We start from the raw sequence: 23,483 nt of genomic DNA on the forward strand, positions 1-23,483 counted from the left end.
CATGCAAATCGAATTCAAGGCTGTAAAGCGCGAACTGCAGGGATCGAGTGCGAGCCGCCGCCTGCGTCGCGAAGGCCAACTGCCGGGCATCGTCTATGGTGGCGAAGCTGCAGCTCAGCCGATCCTGCTGGATCACAACGAGCTGTTCCACCTGCTCAAGAAAGAAGCCTTCCACGCTTCCGTGCTGTCCATCGACATCGATGGCGCCAAGGAAACCGTCCTGCTGCGTGACACGCAGTGGCACGCCTACAAGCCGCAAGTCATGCACATCGACTTCCAGCGCGTCAAGGCCGGCGAAACCATCCACCTGAAGGTGCCGCTGCACTTCATCAACGGCGACGAGTGCCCGGCGGTCAAGACCGGCGGCTGCATCGTGGCTCACGTGCTGACCGAACTCGACGTCGAGTGCCTGCCCTCCAACCTGCCGGAATTCATCACGGTTGATCTGGCCGCTCTTGAGCCGGGCGAGTCGATCCACGTTTCCCAGGTCGTGCTGCCGGAAGGCGTGAGCACCGTGCATCACGGCGAAGGCGACCCGGTTGTGGCCAGCGCCCAGACGCCGCGTGGCAGCGTTTCCGCCCAGGCTGAAGGTGAAGAAGGCGAAGAAGCCGCAGAGTGATTGCGGCTTCTGCCAAACGGGCTTTCCGGGACTGAACGACGATGACGACTGCGGCAGCACGCCCTCCCCGTCTGGTTGTCGGTCTCGGCAATCCCGGCACCGAATATTCCGAAACCCGGCACAACGCCGGGTTTTGGTTTTGTGAGCGGCTCGCCGATCAGCTTGGCGCACGCTTCTCGCATGAATCACGTTTTCACGGGCTGGTCGCCAATGCGCGCGACGCCGGCATCATGTTGCTGATGCCCCAGACCTTCATGAACCGCTCAGGTCAGGCCATCGGCGCACTGGCACGGTTCTACCGTATCGAACCGGCAGAGATCCTGCTGGTGCATGACGAGCTCGATGTTCCGCCCGGCCAGTTGCGACTGAAGTTCGGCGGCGGACTCGGCGGTCACAACGGGCTGAAGGACACCTCTGCCCACCTCAATACCAACGACTACTGGCGACTGCGAATCGGTATCGGCCATCCGGGCGATCGCAACGAAGTGGTCAACTACGTGCTCAAGCCCGCCCGGCGCGAAGAGCAGACGCTGATCGACGAAGCCATCGATCGCGCCCTCCTCGCCTGGCCCATTCTGGCCCGTGGCGACTGGACGGCAGCAACCCAGCGCCTCAATGCGCGCCCCGCTCCGCCCAAACCATCCAAGCCACCGAAGGCCCCCAGGCCCGTCGCAGACACGCGCGGTGCGCCAGACAACTCCAAGGACGAAACCCAGTCATGAGCCTGAAATGCGGAATCGTCGGCCTGCCCAACGTCGGCAAGTCGACCCTGTTCAACGCCCTCACCAAGGCGGGTATCGAAGCGGCCAACTATCCCTTCTGCACCATCGAGCCCAACGTCGGCATCGTTGAAGTGCCGGACCCGCGCCTCGACGCCCTGTCGGAGATCGTCAAGCCGCAGAAGATCCAGCCCGCCATCGTCGAATTCGTCGACATCGCCGGTCTGGTTGCAGGCGCATCCAAGGGTGAAGGCCTGGGCAACCAGTTTCTCGCCAACATCCGCGAGACCGATGCCATCGTCCACGTCGTGCGCTGCTTCGCCGACGATAACGTGATCCACGTTTCCGGCAGCGTCGACCCGATCCGTGACATCGAAGTCATCGACACCGAACTCGCGCTCGCCGACATGGCGACGGTGGACAAGGCCCTCAACCGCTACAAGCGCCCCGCCGCTGCCGGCGACAAGGAAGCAAAGGCGCTGGTTGCGGTGCTCGAGAAGTGCATCGCCCAGCTCGATCAGGCCAAGCCGGTGCGTGCCCTCGACCTCGCCAAGGAAGAGCTCGCACTGATCCGGCAGTTCTGCCTGATCACCCAGAAGCCGGTGCTGTACGCCGCCAACGTCGCCGAAGACGGGTTCGAGAACAACCCGCAGCTCGACGCCGTCCGCGCCCATGCCGCGGCAGAAGGTGCCCAGGTGGTCGCGCTGTGCGCCTCCATCGAAGCCGAGATCGCCGACCTCGACGACGCCGACAAGAAGGACTTCCTCGAGTCCATGGGCCTCGAAGAGCCCGGCCTCGACCGCCTCATCCGCGCCGGCTACAAGCTCCTCGGCCTGCAGACCTACTTCACCGCCGGGGTGAAGGAAGTGCGCGCCTGGACCATCCATGTCGGCGACACCGCACCGCAGGCAGCCGGCGTGATCCACACCGACTTCGAGCGTGGTTTCATCCGCGCCCAGACCATCTCCTTCGACGACTTCATCACCTACAAGGGCGAGTCGGGGGCCAAGGAAGCGGGCAAGATGCGCGCCGAAGGCAAGGACTACGTGGTCAAGGATGGCGACGTCCTGAACTTCCTGTTCAACGTCTGACGCAGACGCCGGGCGACCGGCATCGTCCTGAAAACCGGACGACTCCGCAAGGATCCGAAAAGCCGCGTACCCACGCGGCTTTTTCTTTGCGCGTCGTTCCCTGCACCTGCAATATGGCATCCGGCGTCGATCAAGCCTCGTCCAGTCCCAGCGCCAGCCAGCCTCCACCGGCGTAACGCAGCAGCTGTGCGTCATCGAAGCGCCACAGGTGCAGCCAGCCGTTGTCGAGGAGCTGGCGGACCACGTCGTGCTGCGCGATCACATGCTCGATCGCCCGCTGCGGCGCGTCGATGACCACGGTCAGACGAAGCGGCTCGTGCACCCAGCCCGCACCGTCGTGCAAGGACTGCTTTGACAGGCCGATACGCAGGTCGCCGCCGTTGCCCTCAAACACCCCGATGTGCCCACCCACCACGTTGTGCAGCAACTTGTTGCCGCTGCCCAAGCGATCTGGATCGCAGGTCGAGGCATGGTATTGCCAGTTGATCCAGTGCGTCACCAGCATCGGCGCGGTCATCAGCAACTCAAGCACGCTGCCATCCGGGTCGTGCCCGGCATCGTAGTCATGCAGAAAGCTGCGTCCATCCAGCGCCAATCCGTGGCTGCGATGACGCGGCGCGATGATGAACGCCGCATTGCCCGCCAGTCCCCACTCGGGCCGGGTCTGAGCGCCATCGTTGGCACGGCGACGCAGCTGTGTCAGGAGGTGCTCGCCCCCGGCACGCGGATCCAGCCCGAGTCGCACGGCACGCTCGCGCCTGACCTGATCGCAAGCCTGGGCGAAGACGGTCCTCTGCAGTTCGTCCCAGCGCGCAAGCTTCGATGCCGGCAGCAGATCGAGATCAAAGCCTTCGATTTCATCGGTCGTCGTGTTGTGCAGGGCGGCGACAAACACGGTGTGCTCGGGAATGACGACTCCGCCTGCCTTCAAGCCTGCACGTACGGCCGGCTCATTGAGCAGTTGCGCCAGCACGCGGGCATTCACTTCACCTGTCTGACCGCAGCAGGCGCCGCAATCCAGCGCGGCGGCGTGGGCATTGTTTGCACTCTGGCTGCCATGCCCGACCAGCAGCACCAGCGGCGCGAGATCGCGATCCAGCCCCATGGCATGCAGCACACGCGACGACAGGGCCACCTTGGCGTCTATGTCCAGACCGGTGAGGGCCGGACGACACAGGGGCCGGTAACGCGCGGACAAACCGGCCAGATCGTCACGCTTGCGCGCGGCCGTGGAAGGCCTCAGCCAGTTCGACAGCTTGCCGAGATAGGCCACACCGGCCGCTTCCACGAATGAGAACGCCGCACTGGGCCAGCGTCCGCCTGCGCGCCATTGCGCCGACCAGGCAAAGCTGCGCTGCCGGGCCTGGCGCGCCCCGTGGTTCAGCTCATCCTCATCCGCGCCACGATCGGTCGCAGCCACCGTGATGTGATCCGTCACCTCGATGGCCGGTGCAAGCAAGCCCGGCAACTGCGGTCGCCGTGCCGACGTGGCAAGTGGAGTATAGGCAAGCGGGAGGCCGAAGAAGCCCGCAAAGCCAATGGTCTGGATGGCGGGACTGAGCGCTTCAAGTGCCCTGCGCAAGGGCTCGCTGCGCACATCGATACAGAAGGCGGCCTGGATTTCGACGTGCTGCCCGGCACCGGCACGCCCAGTGCTGCGGGCAACTGTGCAGAGCTTGTGCGCCAGCTGACGCTGATAGCCCGCTTCGAGTGCTGCCTGCCAGACCTCATCCACGACGAGCATGTCTTCCGCCTGATCAAGCAGCGCAGCAGCACGAATCCATGCCCCCTGCACGGCTGCGAAGGCCTGCCGGGTGACGACATCGTCCTTGCACTCAAGCAGGATCGCCCCCCAGGCAAGCCGGATCGCGAGCAAGTCGCGCAGATGCGAATCCGTCTGCCCTGCAAGCCTGGCCTGCCAGCCACGATAGGCACACCACGACGCCCAGCCATTGACCGTGAGCAGGATGGCTTCGAGGTAGTCGGGCCATACCGGCTCCGGCAGTCCCAGTCGCTGCAGAACCCAGCGCTCGGCATCCTCCCGCGTGGCGGGCAGCGCGCTGAACGAACGTTCGAGATCGGGCAGCCCCATCAGCACGCCGATGCCATGATCGTGGATCAGGGTCTCCCGCCAGAAGGCATACAGCCCCTGATCGCGCTCGGGCTGCCAGTCCGCCTGATGCTCGTCGAAATAGGCGGCACAGGTCTGACTGACCTGATGCGTGATCGCCTGCCGCCACGACAGCCGGGCATGGCGTTCCGGATCGTCGTCCAGCACATCGATCAACAGGGGCAAGGCAGGCACGCCGGGCGCAGTGTGCAAGGCATCGACACATTGCCGCTCGGTGAGCGCGGCGGCCTGAGCAGCAGACATTGAGGACAGCGCATGGGCAAGGTCCGGCCGGGTGATGCGCCCCTCCTCCCAGGCTTGCTGCAGATAGCTGCGCGACGGGAACACCTGGATGCCGCCCAGCACCGCCATGCGCGCCGCGACCTGCCGAACGGGCCTGCCGATCCGCGACCAGTGCGGATTGACGGCAATTGCGCGATCGAGCGGCCAGGCCGGGGCGATGGTCTGGCAGGCCTGCTCGCACGCAGCTTCGATCCGCGCGTGCAGCGCTCCGTCATCCTCACGCCGGGATGAGGCGCGTTCAAGGGTCACTGGGTCCATGAAATTCTCCTGAAATCTGGTTACCTGGGGGCTGCGACGGCCACTGCGCCAGCCATCGCGCGGCCTTCAGGCGCGGCGGTGCCGGCGGTCCAGCGCGTTGGCCACAGGCGCAAGGCCAGGCGGGTGTAGAGCTCATCCACATAGAAGCCGGCGTAGCTCCAGCGCCGCCACACGGCCAGCCCTTGCGGATGAAGCTGCAGGGTGACGAGGCAGAGATACATCAGCGCCATGCCTGCCAGGGCGACAAGTCCGGCAGCATGGAGAGGCGCGTCCGTCAGGCCGAACGGCAGGGCATGTGCCACAAGCGCTGCCATCGTGAGCCCCGACACCATGCTCAAGCCTGCGACAAGCGACCACCACGCCCGACCGGCCTCGCCGTCATGCCGGGCGGGCGACCACAGCAGCGGCGACCAGGCCAGCGCCAGCACGCCGCTCCACCACCATGGCCAGCCCGCAGCGGGGAGCAGCGCCTGAATCAGGCCGACAAGCGCAGCCGCCAGCACCGGTGCCGCCACCAGACTCCGCACCGAAGGCGCAGCACTGCCGCGCATCATCTGCAACTTGTTGGTGTGCACCACCGTGGATGCCGACAGAAAGGCATGCGCCTTGTACAGCGAGTGACCGACAAGATGCAGCGCGGCAAGCGTGTAGAGGCCGAGACCACATTCGAGCAGCATGAAGCCCATCTGCGCCACGGTGGACCACGCCAGCCGGACCTTGATGCTGATGCGGGTCAGCATCACCAGGCCTGCAAGGAGTGCAGTGCCAAGCCCGAAGGCGACCAGTAGCCAGCGTGCTGCGGGTACAGCCTCGAGCAAGGGTGCGAAGCGGATGAGCACGAAGCCGCCGAGGTTGACCACGCCGGCATGCAGCAGCGCGGAAACCGGCGTCGGCGCTTCCATGACCTGGATCAGCCAGCCATGAACAGGCAGCAGCGCAGTCCGCAGGATCACCGCCAGCACCAGACACACTGCGCTCAACTGCAGCGGGACCGACACGCCGTCCTGCGCCAGGTGTTGCCGGAGGTCGGACAGCGATCCGCTGCCCGCTGCCCACCATGCAAGCGCCGCAGCACAGATCAGCAGCGCGTCGGCCAGGCGGTCGGCAATCCGCTTCTTGTGCACAGCCAGCAAGGCAAACGGGCGATCCGGGTAGAAGCAGAGCAGGTGCTGCAACGCCACGCCCACCAGCGCCCAGGCTGCGATCAACAGCAGCCAGTGGTCCGCAAGCAGCAGCAGATGGACGGCGGCCAGCACCCCTGAAAGCGCGGTCACATAGCGCGCCTGCCCTGCCTCGCCCTGGAGGTAGCGCGACGAGAATACTGCGATGACCGTACCCAGAAACTGCACCAGAACCGCCAGAACGGCACCCAGCGAACCGACCGCCAGCCACGGCAGCCATTGCATTGAACTCGCGCCCGGGGAAGGTGGCACCAGTATGTGGTGCAGGCCCAGGCTCGCCAGCGCGCACAGCAGCGCAGCACCAGAGAGGAGGCTGAAACGCGTCCACAGCGAGGCCTCGCGTGCGCTGCCGGCGTGGGGCAGCATCGCGGCGATCAACATCAGGGCCGCAGGCGCCAAAGCGCTGGCCGGGAGCAGGAAGCTCGATAAATCCATGGTGGGCAACCTCAATATGAACCGGCGCCATGGTGCTATCATCAATCAATTCCGTAAAACACATTAATCAGAACCAATTGATATAAAAAAATGAATGGTTAGTCTCGAGCAGCTGAACTTTCACCACCTGTTCTACTTCTGGCGCGTCGCCCGCATGGGCCACCTGACACGTGCCGCGCAGGAGTTGCACACCTCGCAGTCGGCACTTTCGGCGCAGATCAAGCAGCTGGAAGACCGTCTGGGTGAGGCCCTGTTCGAACGCGAGGGGCGACGCCTGGTGCTGACAGATACGGGGCAACTGGTGCTCTACTATGCAGAGTCCATATTCGGGCTGAGCCAGGAAATGCTCGGGCGTCTGCAAGGTCGCAGCGAGGGCGTGATCCGGCTGCGCGTGGGCAGCGTCGCCACCATGTCGCGCAACTATCAGGAGAACTGGATTCGGCCGCTGCTGGCTGATCCCTCGGTGGTGCTGACCCTCGAGTCGGGTTTGCTGGAGGGCCTGCTCGAGCGCCTGGTGCAGCATCAGCTCGACGTGGTGCTGGCCAACGAAACCGTGCCCACCGATGCGGACCGCCCCTTGCACTGCCGTTTCCTGGGCAGTCAGGCGATCTCGCTGGTCGGGCCCGCAAGCATCTGGAAGGGCCGCAGCCTGCGCGTTCCGGATGACCTCGATGGTGTGGACCTTGCGTTGCCCGGACCACGACACGCCCTGCGCGCGCAGTTCGACGCCATGTGCATGTCTGCCGGGGTGCAGCCACGGCTCCGGGCCGAAGTCGACGACATGGCCATGCTCCGCCTGATCGCACGGGACAGCAACTGGCTGACCGTGCTGCCCGAGGTGGTGGTGCAGGACGAAATACACGGCGGCAGCCTGGTGAGCGTGGGCCAGTCCACGCAGCTGCAGGAGCGCTTTTATGCCATCACGACACCGCACCGCCATCGTATCGAGCGCCTCGAACGCCTGCTGCAAGGCTCCACCGAAGTGCCGGACCCTTCTGGCGCTGCATGAAACGTGCGCAGCGGGCCTGCCGGCTGCGCGACAGCCGGACCGACCATCACCCGACCTTCGGCGCCGCGCCCGACGCGCGCGAAACAGCCGTATCCAGCGCCCACAGGTGTGCTGCCACCAGCGCGCGCCAGGGCGAGAATCCGGCCAGAAAGCGTTCCGTTTCGGCGGGCGAGACAGGGGCCGGGCTTCCCAGCAGGTGCTGCAGACCACGACGCACGGCAACATCGCCATGCAGCGAACCATCAAGCCAGCCGAAACCGCGCAACAGCGCGTAGTTGATGGTCCACGGCCCGATGCCGCGGATGCGCAGCAGGCAGGCCTGAATGTCGTCGATTGGCGGCTTCGCCATCCACGCATCCAGTGACAGATCGCCGCTGACAAGCTGCCCGCTCAGCGTAAGCAGGGTCTGCGCCTTGGTCCGCGAAAAACCCGCCGCGCGCAATTCGGGCTCACCCAACGCCTGCACACCTGCCGCATCGGGATAACAAAACAGACCACTCGTGTGTCGAAGCCCGACCGCCTCAATCAGCCGCCTGCGAATCGTCAGCGCGGCAGCAACGCTGATCTGCTGCCCGGTGACGGCCCAGCTCAGGGCCTCGAAAGGTGTCGCCGCCAGCGGTACGCGCAAGCCCGGATGGGCTGCGATAAGCCTGCCAACCTGCGGATGTGCGCACCACCTTTGCTCGAAGTCCTCGACCGCCTGCGTCAGCCCGAGCATGCGCCTCACCATGCCCGTCAGCAGCAAACCGTCTGACGGTGAGAGCGGTCCATCGACATCCAGCCGCGCCGCGGCCCTTCCGCCCGTGAAGACAATCTCCAGGCAAGCCGCCCGCCCCGACCATGCCAGCCCCTTGCGCAAACAGTTCCCCTGCACCTGCTCCGCCACCTGCAGCGAATCGCGCAAGTGAAACGCAAGCACATCACCAGCACGAAACCCCACCGGCAGATCAAGCTCACAGTTCAGCACACCGCCCTCCAGACCGCACCCTTCAAGCTCTCCGCGCCCTCCGCGCCGCCGCGCGAACCCGCCTTTCCTCCGTTCGTCATGCCCCCATCCGCCTCACTCGCCCGCCGCCTCGCGCGCAAGCAGTGTCCGCTTTCGCTCCACCCCCCAGCGGTAGCCCGACAGGCTGCCATCGGTACGCACGATGCGGTGGCACGGAATCGCCACCGCGAGCACGTTGGCGGCACACGCCCCCGCCACCGCGCGCGCACCACGGGGCGAACCGACACGCTCGGCGAGTTCGGCATAGCTCAGCGTCGTGCCTGCGGGAATCTCCCGCAGTGTCTGCCACACCCGCTGCTGAAATGCCGTGCCGCGAACATCCAGCGGCAGGTCAAGACCAAGACGCGGCGCCTCCACGAAAGCGATCACCCTGGCGACCAGGCGATCGAAGCCCGGGTCGTCGCCGATCAGTTCAGCCTGCGGAAACAGGTCCTGCAGGTCGCGCGCCAGCACTGCCGCGTCATCGCCCATCAGGATGGCGCACACGCCGCGTCGGCTGGCGGCAACGAGAATGGCGCCAAGCGCACACTCGCCGATTGCGAAACGGATCTCGGTATCGACTCCGCCTGCACGAAACGCCGTGGGAGTCATGCCGATCAATGCACCGGCATTCTCGTAGAAGCGGCTGCTGGCATTGAAACCGGCGTCGAACAAGGCTTCGGTCACGCTCGAACATGCGCGCAACCTTGCCTGCACCCGCTGCGCGCGACGGCCTGCCGCATAGCCGGCCGGCGTCAGCCCTGTCACCGATCTGAACACCCGCAGCAAATGGGACGCGCTCAGACCTGCGTGATCTGCGAGCTCAGCCAGCTTTGGCGGGCTGTCGGCGGCGTCGATCATGCGACACAGGTCGGCAACCATTTCTGCATGCAGGCGGGACTGTGGCGCCTGATCCGGACGGCAACGCTTGCATGGCCTGAACCCGGCAGCGATGGCGGTGGCCGCATTCTCATGAAAATCGACGTTCTCCGGCCGCGCCGTGCGTGCGCCACACGACGGTCTGCAGAAGATGCCGGTCGTGCTCACCGAATACACGAAGCGGCCATCGGCACCGGGATCGCGCGCCAGCACTGCAGCCCAGCGCGGATCGGCAAGCGTGCGACCGGCGCGCAGTTCGCGGGCCTGGGACATCATGTTGTGCGCTCCTGAATGAATCCTTTCGACAGACTCATCCTAGCAAGGCCAACCCGAGCCGGCACTCCGCTACGTGCTTTCGAATTCGCCCCCTGCCCGCATCCCTCGATCAGAAACCGATGCTGAGCAAGGCCCACAGCGTGATCAGCGTCCCCAGCAGCGCGCCGCCGTAACAGATCAGCCTCGCACCCGTGCCGCCGTGAATGCCGACATCGTGCAGGCTGTGAAATATCCGGTGCCCGGCGTGCCACAGAAAGAGCGGAACGATGGCGAGCACGAAGGCCTTGCCGATCCAGCTCTGCGCAAAGGCCATCATGTTGGCGTAGCTCATCGCATCCGGCGCCAGCAGGATGCCAAGCGGCACCGCGATGCCGGTGATGAACACCAGCGCCGGCCCCAGGATGGCGGCCAGCATGCCACCGGCGCCGAACAGCCCCCAGAAGATCGGGGCATTGGAGCGCTTCAACGGCCGGCTCATCGTGTCAGCCCCCATGCCAGTCCGAGCAGGACCAGGCTCGCCACTGCCGTAACAGCGAGGCCGCCACCGGTGATCATCGCCGGCGCCAGGCGCTTGCCGCCGATCACGACCGGCGGCATGGTCTTGGGCATGATCTTGAACCAGGTCCAGCTGTGGTAGGACATCATCGCCAGCACGGCGAGATGGAAGATCACCGCCAGCGGGTGCTTCATCGCTGCGAGCCAGCCATTCCACGCCGCCTCGCCCTGCGCCAGACACACCAGCCCGATCAGCAGCACCACGCCATAGGCCGCGACGAACAGGGCCGTGCCCTCGTGAATCATGTACTCGACGAAGAACGGGTTCTTGCGCCACCAGCCGGCCATCGGCCGTGTATAGGGCCGTCGCTTGCTCATTTCTTTCCCCCCTTCGGCATCAGGAAACTCAGGAAGTAGTCGCGCGCCGCCGTCGTCTTGTTCTGATTCACCGCATTCGCGGGGTCGACATGCTTGGGACAGACCTCCGAGCAGTAACCGACGGCGGTGCAGTTGAACACGCCCTCTTCCGCTGCAACCAGCTCCATCCGCTGCGCCGCGCCGCCATCGCGCGAATCGGCGTTGTAGCGGTGCAGCAGCGCAAGCGCGCCAGGACCGACGAAATCCGGATTCAGTCCGTACTGCGGACAGGCCGCGTAGCACAGCAGGCAGTTGATGCATGAACTGAACTGCTCGTACTTCTCCAGCTCCGCCGGTGTCTGCAGATACTCCCCTTGAGCGAGCGTGCGGGGCGCTTTCGGGATGATGTAGGGCTGGATGCGCTCCAGCTTGTCGATGAAATCCTCCATCACCACGACCAGATCGCGCTCGATGGGGAAGTGGTTGAGCGCCTCCACCCGCACCGGCCCCGGATACAGGTCGCGCAGAAAGGTCTTGCACGACAGGGCCGGCTTGCCGTTGATCATCATGCCGCAGCTGCCGCAGATCGCCATCCGGCACGACCAGCGGAAACTCAGGGTTTCGTCCAGTTCGTCCTTGATGTGCAGGAGTGCCTGCAGCACCGACATGTCGTCGGTAAAGGGCAGCTCGTAGGTCTGGAGAACCGGCTCCGCATCCTGCTCCGGACGGTAGCGCAGCACTTCCATGGTGATCGTCCTAGCCATGCCGTGCCTCCTTTTCAGCCTTCTCGCCCGCGGCGCCATAGGCGCGGACCGCAGGTTGCGAGCGGGTGATCTTCACCGGACCATAATCAATGCGCGGCTGCGCCTCGCCGTTATAGTGCGCCAGCGAATGCTTGAGGAAGTGCGCGTCGTCACGCTGCTCAAAGCCATCCAGGCGCTGATGCGCACCGCGCGACTCCTTGCGGTTGAGCGCCGAATACGCCATGGCTTGCGCCACATCGAGCTGATAGCCGAGTTCGATCGCCAGCAACCAGTTGGTATTCCACACACTGGACTTGTCCTCGATGCGCACATTGCGAAAGCGCGCGCGCAATTCGTCGAGCTTGTCGCACGCGGCCTGCATGGTGTCGGCCAGACGGTAGATGCCGCAGCCGCTTTCCATGGTCGCGGCCATCTCGCGACGCAGGGTCGCGATGCGTTCCGTGCCATCGGAGCGGGTCACCAGCGCGCGGGTTTTTTGCTCCACAGCCTGCGCCTGTCTGAGCAGGGTCGCAGAAGCACTGCGCGGTGCCGCCTTGGCAAAGGCAGCCGCCTCGAGTCCGGCCACCTTGCCAAACACGCACAGCTCGGCCAGCGAGTTCGATCCCAGGCGGTTGGCGCCGTGGATGCCGACGCTGGAACATTCGCCTGCGGCATACAGGCCCGGCAGGGGCGAGGCACAGCGACCATCGACCAGAATGCCGCCCATCGTGTAATGCACCGCCGGCCGCACCGGGATGGGCGTCAGCGCAGGGTCGACGCCGAGAAACTCATCGGCAAGCTCGTAGATCTGCGGCAGGCGCTCACGCAATTTCCTTTCGCCCAGATGGCGCAGATCGAGATGCACCACCGAACCCAGGGGCCCTTCGATCGTGCGCCCCTTCTGCTGTTCATGCCAGAAGGCCTGGCTCAGGCGGTCGCGCGGGCCCAGCTCCATGGCCTTGTTGCGCGGCTCGGGTTCGGCCGGCCCGAGACCATAGTCCTGCAGGTAACGATAGCCGTCCTTGTTGAGCAGGAAGCCACCTTCGCCGCGACAGGCTTCGGTGAACAGCAGGCCGGTGCCCGGCATGCAGGTGGGGTGGTATTGAACGAACTCCATGTCGCGCAGCGGCACACCGTGACGGTAGGCCATGGCCATGCCGTCGCCGGTGACGATGCCGCCATTGGTGTTCTCGCGGAACACACGCCCCGCGCCACCGGTGGCCAGCACCACCGCGCCGGCTTCGATCAGGGTGAATTCGCCCGAGGCGATCTCGATCACCGCCACCCCCTGCGCACGCCCGTCCTCGACGATCAGGTCCGCACAGAAGTGCTCGTCGAAGCGCTTGATCGAGGGATACTTGATCGAGGTCTGGAACAGGGTGTGCAGCATGTGAAAGCCGGTCTTGTCGGCGGCAAACCAGGTGCGCTCGATCTTCATGCCACCGAAGGCGCGCACGTTCACATGGCCATCGGGCTTGCGGCTCCACGGACAGCCCCAGTGCTCGAGCTGCACCATTTCTTCCGGGCACTGGGCGACGAAGTAATCCACCACGTCCTGCTCGCACAGCCAGTCGCCGCCGGATACCGTGTCGTTGAAGTGATGCTCGAAGCTGTCGTGCGACTGCACCACACCGGCGGACCCGCCTTCGGCCGCAACCGTGTGACTGCGCATCGGATAGACCTTGGAAACCAGCGCGATCTTCAGCGCAGGATCGGACTCGGCCACCGCAATCGCTGCGCGCAAGCCTGCGCCGCCCGCCCCCACGATCACGACATCTGCCTTGAAAACCTCCATCGACGGTCCTCCTGTTGCGTTTTGAACGGAGTGATCCTTACCCTTCAGGCATGTCCGCAGCCGCCCGCAATCAGCTTAGCATCGCACGACCGGCTTGCCGTTGCGGTCCCGCCACTGCATGAGCATATCGTCATCGGGCCGCGAAAGGCACCGTTTTCTGCTGCGGCACCGCCCTCAGAGCACCGATTTCAACAGCCCCCTGATCCAGCGCAAGCGGCTGATGACCAGGGCCAGCGCAATCAGTCCGCAGCCCAGCAACTGCATGGCACTCATCGACTCGCCAAACCACCAGGCTGCGACCAGCGCAGTCCACACCGGTTCGAGCATCAGGATCACCGCCGCATGGCTTGGCGTGGTCAGACTCTGACCGTGCAACTGCACCAGAAAGCGCAGGGTCGTCGCGATCAGCGCGCTTGCCAGTAGCCAGAACAGCACGGGCGTTGGCACCGATGCGGGCCAGGTTTCCACGAGCGCAGATGCCGGAAGCACCAGGACACCGACGATCACGACCTGAATAGTGCTCAGCGCCAGCACCGGCACGCCACGCACCACGCGTGAGTTGAGATTGAACAGGAATGCAAAGACCAGTGCAGCCGCGAGAAAGAACCACTGGCTGGGCTCGACCCGGAAACCGTGCGCCAGCGACAGACAGGCGAAACCGCTCAGAGCGACCGGCAAGGCCACCCAGGTGCTGACCGGTGGCCGTTCCCCGAAGAAGATTCGCGCAAACACCGGCACCAGCACGATACCCAGGCTGGCAATGAAAGCCCCTTCGCCGAGATGCTTGCCATGCTGAAGTCCGAGAATCCACAGTGACATCGCCACGGCAAACAGCACACCCACCATCGCAGCACGCCCGAGCGCAGCGCGATCGAGCACCCGCAGCTGAGGCCAGCTGAAGACGGCGAGCACAAGGCCGGCGATCAGAAAACGCCATCCCACGAACTGGAACGGCGCCAGGCCGGCAAGTGACTCCTTGGAGAAGATCCAGCCGCAGGCGGCGAGCAGGGTCGCCGCGAGCAATAGCAGGTCAGCTTTCAGGGCATGGTTTCCGGACGCGTTCATCAGGGCCTGTAGCGGCCGTAGCCGAAGGGAAGCCGGCGATGTTACCCCGGCTTGCGTCGCCGCGCCCAGCGCACGCTTGATGCCCGACGCCGGATTTCAGTCGAGGCCGGCTGCAGGCAGACGGGCGAGTTTCCGCTGCAGCGTGCGCCGGTGCATCTTCAGTGCTCGGGCGGTGGCGGAAATGTTGCCTTCATGTTCGGCCAGCACGCGCTGCAGGTGTTCCCACTCGAGCCGGTCCACCGACATCGGCACGTCCGGCGCGCGCTCGTCGATCACCACGTCCTCGGCACGCAAGCCCTTGATGATGGAATCCACGTCGGCCGGTTTGGCGAGATACTGCGTAGCCCCGAGCTTTACCGCATCGACCGCGGTGGCGATGCTGGCATAGCCGGTCAGCACCAGGATGCGCGCATTCGGGCTGGCTTCGAGCAGCGGGCGGATCAGGCGCAGACCCGAGGCGCCGTCGAGGTTGAGGTCGAGCACGATGAACTCGGGCGCGTGATCGCGTGCAAGCTCGAGCGCACCGTCGCCGTCGGTCGCGCCATGAACGTCGAAACCGCGCTGGCCCAGGGCACGCGTGAGCACGCGATTGAAGGCGGGATCGTCGTCAATGACCAGCAGCGTCGCAGCACAGTCCGTATTCATTCCGGTTTTTCCTGCAGGGGAATGCTGAGACGGGCGATGGTGCCACCATTGCTGCCGATGGTGAAGCCGAGCGTGCCACCATGATGTTCAACCGCCGAATACGCCAGAAACAGCCCGAGCCCCATACCCGACGCGCTCCCGGCCAGCGGCCCCTTGCGCGCGGCATCGCACACCGCAGCCGGAATACCGCCCCCCTGATCGGACACCTCCACCACGAAGTCACCGCCGGACACCTGCGCCTTGACGCCTACCGGCGCACGCGCCTGCCCGGCCTTGGCATTGGCATTGGCCGCGTTGTCGATGAGATTGTGCAGCGCCTCGCCCAGACTCGCATCGGCCACGATGCGGGCCGCATGCAGCGGCACAGGGACGCTCAGCACTGCGGTGGCATGCGGCCGCAGCCCGCGCCAGCGCGTCAGCACCCCATCGATCCAGTCGCCAGCACTCACCGCACCGCCACCTTCGGCACGCTGCTGCCCCGCCTCACGCGCAAGGCCATTGAGGATGTCCCGGCAATGATCGACCTGGGTCCGCATCAGTTCGATGTCCTCGCGTGCGTCGTCGCCGAGGTCGGCGCGACGGGCCAGTTCATCGCTGAGGATGCGCAGGGTACCCAGAGGCGTGCCCAGACGGTGAGCGGCGCCGGCGGCAAGCTTGCCCACGCCGACGACATAGGCATCACGCGCACGTGCGGCATCGCTCGCGGCCAGCGCCTGCTCCCGGCGCAGCAAGGCAGCGTTGAGACGGACCACGAACCACACCACGGTGAGCGCGGAGAAGGAAAAGCCCAGCCACATGCCGGCCAGGTGCCAGGTCATGGCCATGTTCGCATCCGCAAGTTGCACCGCATGATGGAAGCGCCACAGCAGCGAGTATTCAAGCACGGCCAGCGCCGCCAGCGACCAGGCCTGCGGGGCCGACAGGATGGTCGCCCCGACGGCGACCAGGGGCAGCAGGAAGGCAATCGCCGGATTGGTCGCCCCACCGCCGAAGTACAGGAATGTCCCCCACGCGAACATGTCCGCCATCAGCTGCAACATCGCCCCGCGACGTCCGGTCAGGCCGGACAGCACACCGGCATGCATCAGCAGATTGATCGCCACCAGCGCGAGTATCACGGCAAACAGGGGGCTGCGCGGATGTGCAGGCGCCACCTGCGGAAAGACCAGCAGCGCCACCACGGACATTGCAAGCACCGACAGCCAGCGCAAATGCAGCAGGCGTTCGCGATCCGTGCGCACCTCGCCCAGCGCCTCGGAAGGCCTTGCCACCCGCGGCTCGGAAGACGTCACGGCGACGGGGTTTGGCGCGGATTCGGACGTACTCATGCCGGTACTCGAGTAAGAACAGTGTGCATCTAATCGATCGACTGATTTTCCGTCCTTGTCTTGAATCAAGGATTTCAATATCCAGCGCTCCTAAAGTGTCCCTGCGACAAAACGTCACAGGACACTGTGTCGCAGGCAGACAGCCCGCGTTTCCGCCCGCAGCACGCGATGCGCCCGGTGCCTCGACATGCAATTACCACAGCTGAAACGGAGTCATACGATCATGAACGAAGCCAAGATGAAGCCGGTCGGGGAGATGCCCGATCCGGGCCGCCGCAAGTTTCTGAACACCGCCGCATTCGCAGGCCTCGCCGGTGCCGGCCTGTCGGTCGGGCTTTCGGCCTGCAACAAGGAAACAGCACCCGCGCCTGCTGCCTCAACGGCACCGATGGCAGCCGCAGAGCATCTCGAAGTCGGCAAGTACGAAGTCGCGCCCGGTCAGCTCGATGAATACTATTCCTTCTCCAGTGGCGGTCACTCGGGCGAATGCCGTATCTACGGCCTGCCGTCGGGTCGTGAGCTGAAGCGCATCCCCGTGTTCAACATGGACTGCCTGGTCGGCTGGGGCACGACCAACGAATCCAAGGCCATCCTGGGCACCAAGCCCAACGGCACGCCGAAGTACACCACCGGCGACACCCACCACGTTCACCCCTCGTACACCGACGGCACCTACGACGGCAAGTACATGTTCGTGAACGACAAGATCCACGGTCGCCTCGCCCGTATCCGCATGGACACGATGGAGACCGACAAGATCACCGAGATTCCCAACATCCAGGGTTTCCACGGCACCTTCCCCGACAAGCGCGACCCGGTCGATGCGGCCATCAACCACACCACCCGCGTGTTCTGCGGTGCCGAGTTCTCGATTCCGCTGCCCAATGACGGCCGCGACATGGAAGACGGCAGCAAGTACAAGTCGCTGTTTACCTGCGTCGATGCCGAGACCATGGAAGTGCGCTGGCAGGCACTGATCGACGGTAACTGCGATCTTGTCGCCAGTTCCTACGACGGCAAGCTGGCTGCGACCAACCAGTACAACACCGAGATGGGCATCCACTACGAAGGCATGATGGGCGCCGAGATGGACGCCTGCCTGTTCTTCAACGTTGCCCGTATCGAAGAAGCGGTGAAGGCCGGCAAGTTCACCACCATCGGCAGCTCCAAGGTGCCCGTGGTGGATGGCACACGCGCCTCGAACGCCGACCCCAAGACCGCACTGACCTGCTATGTACCGATTCCGAAGAACCCGCACGGCGTGAACATCAGCCCCGATGGCAAGTACTACGCCTGCTCCGGCAAGCTGTCGCCGACGGCCTCCGTCATCGAACATGCGCTGGTGCTGAAGTGGTTCGACGGCGAACTGCCGGAAGCCCGCGAAGCCGTGGTTGCCGAGCCGGAAATCGGCCTCGGCCCGCTGCACACCGGTTTCGACAACAAGGGCAATGCCTACACCACGCTCTTCCTCGACAGCCAGATCGTGAAGTGGAACGTGGAAGCCGCGATCAAGTCGTTCAAGGGCGACACCGCCGCCAAGGTGGTGCTCGACCGTATCGACGTGCACTATCAGCCGGGCCATGGCTTCACCTCGATGGGTGAAACCAAGGAATCCGACGGCCGTTACTTCGTGTCCGACAACAAGTTCTCCAAGGACCGCTTCCTGCCCGTCGGCCCGCTGCATGCCGAAACCGCCCAGCTGATCGACATCAGCGGCGACAAGATGAAACTGGTGGCCGACCACTCGGTGTATTCCGAGCCGCACGACTCCATCATCATCCGCCGCGACATCATCAAGACACGCCAGATCTACAACCTCGACGACTTCCCGCATGCGGTCAAGGATCCGAAGGAATCGGGCGTGTTCCGCGACGGCAAGAAGGTCACGGTCAAGCTCACCAGCCAGGCACCTGCGTTCAGCCTGCGCGAGTTCAAGGTCAAGAAGGGCGACGAAGTCACCATCATCCTGACCAACCTCGACAAGGTGGAGGATCTGACCCACGCCATGGCGATTCCGAAGTACGACATCAACTTCATCGTCAATCCGCAACAGACCCAGTCGGTGACCTTCGTTGCCGATCAGCCGGGCGTGTACTGGTGCTACTGCACCAACTTCTGCCACGCCCTGCACCTCGAGATGCGCTCGCGCATGATCGTCGAGGCCTGACCGAAAGCCATGACGTTGCAGGGTAAAACCTGCAGCGCCGGGTGATGACAAGCAGTTTTCGGGGGGCGTCAGCCCCCCGCTTTTTTTCCTCCGCCCCGGCCAACTTGATACGAAACAAGGCACCCGCTGCCTTGGCAAATTAGTCTTTCCGCATCTACTGTTTTCCATCGAGGAGTTCCCGAATGTCTGCCCTCGCAGCTCTACGCAACCTGGCCCTCGCGCTCACGCTCGGGGTCTGCGCGGGATCGGCCTTCGCCAATTCGTATGAAGCACAGCTTCCGCCCGAGCTAAACAGCTCGCCGCGCATGTGCGACTACGTCGCCTGTGCCGACGTGATGCCGGGCGCAGACAGTTTCTCCGAACGCAAGGGTCAGCCCCCCTATGTCGAGGCCTATCGCAGCGCGGACGGCGGCAAGCAGTTGCTCGGCTACGTCATGCTGTCGACCGACATCACCGATATCCCGGCCTACTCGGGCAAGCCGGTGGTCACCCTGATCGGCATGGACACCACCGGTCGCTTCACCGGGGTGAAGGTGCTCAAGCACTCCGAGCCCATCCTGCTGCTGGGTATCCCGGAAGAAGCGCTGATCGAATTCAACAACCAGTATCTGGGCAAGTTCGTCGGGGACAACATCGAGATCGGGCGCTCGCGCCCCGAGCAGGACATCATCGGTCTCGACGCCATCACCGGCGCCACCGTGACCGTGATCGCCCAGAACCAGGTGATGATGCTGTCCGGCGGCGAAGTGGCCAAGCAGGTCGGCATCCTCAAGCCCACCATCCGCCCGCAGGCGAAGTTCATCGACACCGGCGCCAGGCCGGGCTGGCAGCAACTGGTGGAAGACGGCAGCGTACAGCGCCTCACCGTGACCGCCGAAGAAGTTGGCCTGCCGCACCGTGGCCAGCCCTATATCGACCTCTGGTTCGGCTACCTCAACCAGCCCACCGTCGGCCGCGCCGTGCTTGGCGACGGCCCCTACAACAGCCTGATGAGCCGGCTGGGCGAAGGCGACCACGCCATCTTCATCGTGCGCAGCGCCGGCATCGAGTCGTTCAAGGGCTCGGGCTTCGTGCGCGGCGGCATCTACGACCGTGTGCAGGTGCGCCAGGAGCGCGACGCCTTCACCTTCCGCGACACCGACTACTTCAACCTCTACGGCATTGCCGCAGCCGGCGCGCCCGCCTTCAGCGAATCGGCCATCTTCATCGTGCGCTCGGGCGCCTTCTCCGCAGCCTACCCGTGGAAGCTGGTCTTCCTCGCCAACAAGATGGACAAGGCCACCGGCGCCAAGACCTTCGCCAACTTCGACACCGAATACTGGCTGCCCGCGACCTACATTGAAGGCGGTCACCCCGAGATCGTGAAGCCCGACCCGGTGTGGCTGAAGATCTGGAAGGAGCGCATGCTCACCATCATCGCCTTCACCGCCTTCCTCGTCGCCATCGCAGTCGTCTATTCGCAGCGCGACACCCTGGTGCGGCGCTCGACGCGCAAGAACAAGTGGCCGGTGAATGCCTTCAAGTACGTCGGCTGGGTGATCAGCATCGGCTTCGTCGGCTTCGGCCTGCTGGCCCAGCCCTCGATCACCCAGGTGCTGACCTGGTTCCATGCGCTGCTGTTCCAGTGGCAGTGGGAGCTGTTCCTGTCCGACCCGTTCATCTTCATCTTCTGGTGGTTCATCATCATCACCGTGTTCCTGTGGGGCCGCGGCCTGTTCTGTGGCTGGGCCTGCCCCTTCGGATCGCTGTCCGAACTGCTGTACAAGATCGGCGGCTGGGTCGGACTCAAGCGCTACCAGTTCAAGCTGCCCAAGCCCCTGCATGACAAGCTGAAGTGGGTAAAGTACGGCGTCTTCTTCGGCCTGCTGGCGGTGAGCATGTTCTCGATGGGACTGGCCGAGAAGCTGGCCGAGGTCGAGCCGTTCAAGACCACTTTCCTGGTCGGGCTGTTCAACCGCAGCTGGCCCTACACCCTGTTTGCCAGCGCCCTGCTCGGGCTGTCGATCTTCACTGAGCGGCCGTTCTGCAAGTACCTGTGCCCGCTCGGCGCCGGCCTCGCGATGCCTTCGACCTTCCGCTGGTTCGGTCTCAAGCGCAAGCAGGAGTGCGACTCGTGCAAGGCCTGTGCAGTGGGTTGCGGCTCGCAGGCCATCGACAAGGACGGTCGTATCGATCAGCGCGAATGCCTGCTGTGCATGGACTGCATGGTCTATTACTACGAAGACCATGCCTGCCCCCCGCTGTCGCAGGAGCGCAAGCGCCGCACCAAGGCCGGCCTCACGCTGACGCCGATCGGCGCCGACGGCTACTACATTCCGATCAAGCCGGTCGCGGCCTCCAAGTGATTGCCCGCTTGACCACGATCATGGGGAAACAAAATGGTTAATCCGAAAATGCCGACCGAGCCGATGGACCCGCCCTATGCCGGCAAGACCGGCGTTGCCGGTCGCATCGGCGCCGAGCTCTGGGATCACCTGTGGCCATGGAGCCGTACCGGCTTCCAGCGCCAGCGCGCCATTCAGGCCGCCGGTCTGGCCCTTGGGCTGGCCGCCTCGGTGGTGTGGGTGCTCGCCGCCATGGGACGACTGGAGGCCGGCGCGATCATCGGCTGGTGGTTCGGCTGGAGCGTGTTCGAAGTCGTTGTCCGCCTCGGCGCCAAGCCCTACGTCAAGGAAGGCCCGTGGTGGGGCGCGGCTTACCGCAGCGCGACGCTGATGGACATGATCTGCTACGTCTCGTTCAAGAACCTGCTGATCGGCGCCGTGCTCTTCCTGTCGCTCAAGAGCCTCGGGCTGGTGAGTGTCTGAGAACCCCGTCCAAACCACACAAGGATTGACCCCGATCATGCTGCGCTTCGCCCTCCCCGTCCTGCTGCTGTGGCTGTGCACCTCGGTGCACGCCGCCATGTGGACGGTGCGCCCGGGCGAGTCCATACAGGCCGCCATCGACGCCGCTGCCGCCAATGACACGGTGAGCATCGAGCGTGCGCACTACCGCGAGAACCTCGTCCTCGACAAGCCGCTCACCCTAAAGGGCATCGATCGCCCGACGCTCGACGGCGGCCATCGCGGCGACACCATCCGCATCCGCAGCGCGCAGGTGACGATTGACGGCCTCATCGTGATCAACTCCGGCGCCGACCTCGAAAAGCAGAACGCGGGCATCTACCTGCAGCCGGGCTCGGACTCGACGCGGGTGCTCAACTGCGACCTCGTCTACAACCTGTTCGGGCTGTGGATCGAGACCTCGAAGAACGTCGAGATCCGCGACAACCTGATCGCCGGCAAGCGTGATCTGATGTCGCAGCACCGCGGCAACGGCATCCAGCTCTACAACACCGAAGGCGCGCAGATCATCGGCAACAACATCAGCTTCGTGCGCGACGGCATCTACGTGGATGTGTCGCACCACGCGGTGTTTGCGCGCAACCGCATCCATCACGTGCGCTACGGCACCCATTACATGAACTCCCACAACAACGTGTGGGAAGACAACGACTCGTACTACAACCGTGGCGGACTCGCGCTGATGATGACCCGCAACCAGGTCATCCGGAACAACCGTGCCTGGGGCAATTCGGACCACGGCATCATGCTGCGCACCATTCAGGACTCGGTGATCGAGAACAACGTGGTGGCGGGCAACGCACGCGGCTTCTTCATCTACGACGCCGAGTTCAACACCCTGCGCAACAACCTCGTGGTCGACAACGATGTCGGCGTGCATCTGTGGGCGGGGTCCTACCGCAACCAGGCCGAAGGCAACGACTTCATCTCCAACCGCACCCAGATCAAGTACGTCGCTGCGCGCGACGAGATCTGGGGCAAGGAAGGCGGCAACTACTGGAGCAACTACGTCGGCTGGGATCGCAACGGCGACGGCATCGGCGACGTGCAGTACGAAGCCAACGACATGGTGGACCGCCTGTCATGGCGCCACCCGATGATGAAGCTGCTGCTCGCCAGCCCGGCGGTGCAGACCCTGCGCCTGGTAGCGCAGCAGTTTCCGCTGCTGCGCGCACCAAGCATCGTCGATCCCAAGCCGCATATGCAGCCGACCCACCCTGACTGGAGCCAATGGCGTGGCAGACACTTCCCCCACCCCGACTGATTCGGGCGACGCCGTGATCGTCGCCCGCGGGGTCCGCAAGCACTACGGCGCAATCCACGCGGTTGACGGCGTCGATCTCGACGTCCGCAGCGGCGAGCTGTTTGGCCTCATCGGCCATAACGGCGCCGGCAAGAGCACGATGTTCAAGATGATGCTCGGCCTCATCCCCGCAACGGCCGGCGAGATCCGCATCGACGGCGCCGTCGTTGGCGGCGGCAACTTTCGCGCAGTGCGCCGCAGCGTCGGCTACCTGCCGGAAAACGTGGTGCTCTACGACAACCTGACCGGCCTTGAGACGCTGCAGTTCTTCGCCCGCCTGAAGGCCGCACCGCTTGCAGACTGCACGCCTGCGCTGGAGCGCGTCGGCCTGGCCCATGCGGCGAAGCGGCGCGTCCGCGAGTACTCCAAGGGCATGCGTCAGCGCCTCGGCTTTGCCCAGGCCTTGCTTGGCAAGCCGCGCATCCTGTTTCTGGACGAACCCACGACCGGCCTCGACCCCGAAGCCATCCGCGGTTTCTACGCCATCCTGCGCCAGCTCAAGAGCGAAGGCGTGACCATGGTGATCACCTCCCACATCCTCGCCGAGATCCAGGAGCGGGTCGACCGGCTCGCCATCATGACCGCGGGCAAGGTCCAGGCCAGCGGCACGGTGCAGGCACTGCGCGAAGAGATGGATCTGCCGCTGTGGTTCAGCGTTCACGTTGCGTCCGAAGACTTCGACGCGGTACGCAGCGCGCTCGGCCACCTGCCGGTGATCGCCATCGAGGCCCGCGACGATCATGTCGCCGTGCAGTGCCGGCGCGAATCGAAGATGGCGGTGATCGAGGCCCTGGCCGGACTCGATGGCCGGGTGCGCGACCTCACCGTGCGCGAACCCTCGCTCGAAGACGTGTTCTTCGGCTTCTCGGACTAA

General features: G+C 64.7%; 20 protein-coding genes. 9 read left to right on the forward strand and 11 right to left on the reverse strand.

Going from position 1 to position 23,483, the window contains the following annotated elements:
- Position 1 precedes the first annotated feature (1 nt).
- From CEW83_RS11190 to ychF, 3 genes are read left to right on the forward strand one after another with little or no spacing between them, the layout of a single operon-like run.
- Positions 2–619, forward strand: coding sequence for a 50S ribosomal protein L25/general stress protein Ctc (locus CEW83_RS11190; RefSeq protein WP_108949411.1), 618 nt, complete (start codon positions 2–4; stop codon positions 617–619).
- A 41-nt stretch (positions 620–660) separates the two neighbouring features.
- Positions 661–1,341, forward strand: a complete 681-nt coding sequence (pth, locus tag CEW83_RS11195; protein WP_108949412.1) for an aminoacyl-tRNA hydrolase — start codon at positions 661–663, stop codon at positions 1,339–1,341.
- Positions 1,338–2,429: a redox-regulated ATPase YchF gene (gene ychF / locus CEW83_RS11200; RefSeq protein WP_108949413.1), complete on the forward strand. Its 1,092-nt coding sequence runs from the start codon at positions 1,338–1,340 to the stop codon at positions 2,427–2,429. Before pth ends, ychF begins: the two co-directional genes overlap by 4 nt.
- A gap of 130 nt (positions 2,430–2,559) precedes the next feature.
- Here the strand turns inward: ychF and CEW83_RS11205 are convergent, their stop codons facing one another.
- Together CEW83_RS11205 and CEW83_RS11210 are read right to left on the reverse strand one after the other, a co-directional pair.
- The gene (locus tag CEW83_RS11205) at positions 2,560–5,100 is read right to left on the reverse strand and encodes a YbcC family protein (protein WP_108949414.1); all 2,541 of its coding nucleotides are present in this window, start codon (positions 5,098–5,100) and stop codon (positions 2,560–2,562) included.
- Between the two features lie 20 nt (positions 5,101–5,120).
- Positions 5,121–6,716, reverse strand: a complete 1,596-nt coding sequence (locus CEW83_RS11210; protein WP_108949415.1) for an NADH-quinone oxidoreductase subunit L — start codon at positions 6,714–6,716, stop codon at positions 5,121–5,123.
- A gap of 94 nt (positions 6,717–6,810) precedes the next feature.
- Between CEW83_RS11210 and CEW83_RS11215 the strand changes: the two genes are divergently transcribed.
- Positions 6,811–7,725, forward strand: coding sequence for a LysR family transcriptional regulator (locus tag CEW83_RS11215; RefSeq protein ID WP_108949416.1), 915 nt, complete (start codon positions 6,811–6,813; stop codon positions 7,723–7,725).
- A gap of 46 nt (positions 7,726–7,771) precedes the next feature.
- On the opposite strand, the gene CEW83_RS11220 is transcribed toward CEW83_RS11215, so the two are convergent.
- The 9 genes from CEW83_RS11220 to CEW83_RS11260 form a co-directional block, all read right to left on the reverse strand.
- Positions 7,772–8,692 carry a DNA-3-methyladenine glycosylase family protein gene (locus CEW83_RS11220; protein ID WP_199915101.1) on the reverse strand — a complete coding sequence of 307 codons (921 nt, stop codon included), beginning with the start codon at positions 8,690–8,692 and terminating at the stop codon, positions 7,772–7,774.
- A gap of 93 nt (positions 8,693–8,785) precedes the next feature.
- Positions 8,786–9,865, reverse strand: coding sequence for a bifunctional DNA-binding transcriptional regulator/O6-methylguanine-DNA methyltransferase Ada (gene ada, locus CEW83_RS11225; protein ID WP_234418780.1), 1,080 nt, complete (start codon positions 9,863–9,865; stop codon positions 8,786–8,788).
- Positions 9,866–9,974: 109 nt separating this feature from the next.
- Positions 9,975–10,331: a fumarate reductase subunit FrdD gene (gene frdD, locus CEW83_RS11230; protein ID WP_108951357.1), complete on the reverse strand. Its 357-nt coding sequence runs from the start codon at positions 10,329–10,331 to the stop codon at positions 9,975–9,977.
- Between the two features lie 8 nt (positions 10,332–10,339).
- Positions 10,340–10,738, reverse strand: coding sequence for a fumarate reductase subunit C (locus tag CEW83_RS11235; protein WP_108949418.1), 399 nt, complete (start codon positions 10,736–10,738; stop codon positions 10,340–10,342).
- Positions 10,735–11,481 carry a succinate dehydrogenase/fumarate reductase iron-sulfur subunit gene (locus tag CEW83_RS11240; RefSeq protein ID WP_108949419.1) on the reverse strand — a complete coding sequence of 249 codons (747 nt, stop codon included), beginning with the start codon at positions 11,479–11,481 and terminating at the stop codon, positions 10,735–10,737. Before CEW83_RS11240 ends, CEW83_RS11235 begins: the two co-directional genes overlap by 4 nt.
- The gene (gene frdA, locus CEW83_RS11245) at positions 11,474–13,255 is read right to left on the reverse strand and encodes a fumarate reductase (quinol) flavoprotein subunit (protein ID WP_108949420.1); all 1,782 of its coding nucleotides are present in this window, start codon (positions 13,253–13,255) and stop codon (positions 11,474–11,476) included. The genes CEW83_RS11240 and frdA overlap by 8 nt, the downstream gene beginning before the upstream one ends.
- 174 nt (positions 13,256–13,429) lie before the next feature.
- Positions 13,430–14,320: a DMT family transporter gene (locus CEW83_RS11250; protein WP_108949421.1), complete on the reverse strand. Its 891-nt coding sequence runs from the start codon at positions 14,318–14,320 to the stop codon at positions 13,430–13,432.
- Positions 14,321–14,416: 96 nt separating this feature from the next.
- Complete coding sequence (locus CEW83_RS11255) at positions 14,417–14,965, reverse strand: response regulator transcription factor (RefSeq protein WP_108949422.1); 549 nt, start codon at positions 14,963–14,965, stop codon at positions 14,417–14,419.
- Positions 14,962–16,293 carry an ATP-binding protein gene (locus tag CEW83_RS11260; protein WP_108949423.1) on the reverse strand — a complete coding sequence of 444 codons (1,332 nt, stop codon included), beginning with the start codon at positions 16,291–16,293 and terminating at the stop codon, positions 14,962–14,964. The genes CEW83_RS11255 and CEW83_RS11260 overlap by 4 nt, the downstream gene beginning before the upstream one ends.
- A 223-nt stretch (positions 16,294–16,516) precedes the next feature.
- Here CEW83_RS11260 and nosZ point away from each other — a divergent pair, with 223 nt between their 5' ends.
- From nosZ to CEW83_RS11285, 5 genes are all read left to right on the forward strand, one after another.
- The gene (nosZ, locus tag CEW83_RS11265; RefSeq protein ID WP_108949424.1) at positions 16,517–18,460 is read left to right on the forward strand and encodes a TAT-dependent nitrous-oxide reductase; all 1,944 of its coding nucleotides are present in this window, start codon (positions 16,517–16,519) and stop codon (positions 18,458–18,460) included.
- A gap of 182 nt (positions 18,461–18,642) precedes the next feature.
- The gene (locus tag CEW83_RS11270) at positions 18,643–20,805 is read left to right on the forward strand and encodes a NosR/NirI family protein (RefSeq protein WP_108949425.1); all 2,163 of its coding nucleotides are present in this window, start codon (positions 18,643–18,645) and stop codon (positions 20,803–20,805) included.
- 33 nt (positions 20,806–20,838) lie between these two features.
- Positions 20,839–21,267, forward strand: coding sequence for a transcription regulator (locus CEW83_RS11275; protein WP_108949426.1), 429 nt, complete (start codon positions 20,839–20,841; stop codon positions 21,265–21,267).
- 37 nt (positions 21,268–21,304) lie between these two features.
- Positions 21,305–22,570, forward strand: a complete 1,266-nt coding sequence (locus CEW83_RS11280) for a nitrous oxide reductase family maturation protein NosD (protein WP_108949427.1) — start codon at positions 21,305–21,307, stop codon at positions 22,568–22,570.
- The gene (locus CEW83_RS11285) at positions 22,542–23,483 is read left to right on the forward strand and encodes an ABC transporter ATP-binding protein (protein ID WP_108949428.1); all 942 of its coding nucleotides are present in this window, start codon (positions 22,542–22,544) and stop codon (positions 23,481–23,483) included. Before CEW83_RS11280 ends, CEW83_RS11285 begins: the two co-directional genes overlap by 29 nt.

The organism is Parazoarcus communis, assembly GCF_003111645.1.
GTDB lineage: Bacteria > Pseudomonadota > Gammaproteobacteria > Burkholderiales > Rhodocyclaceae > Parazoarcus > Parazoarcus communis_A.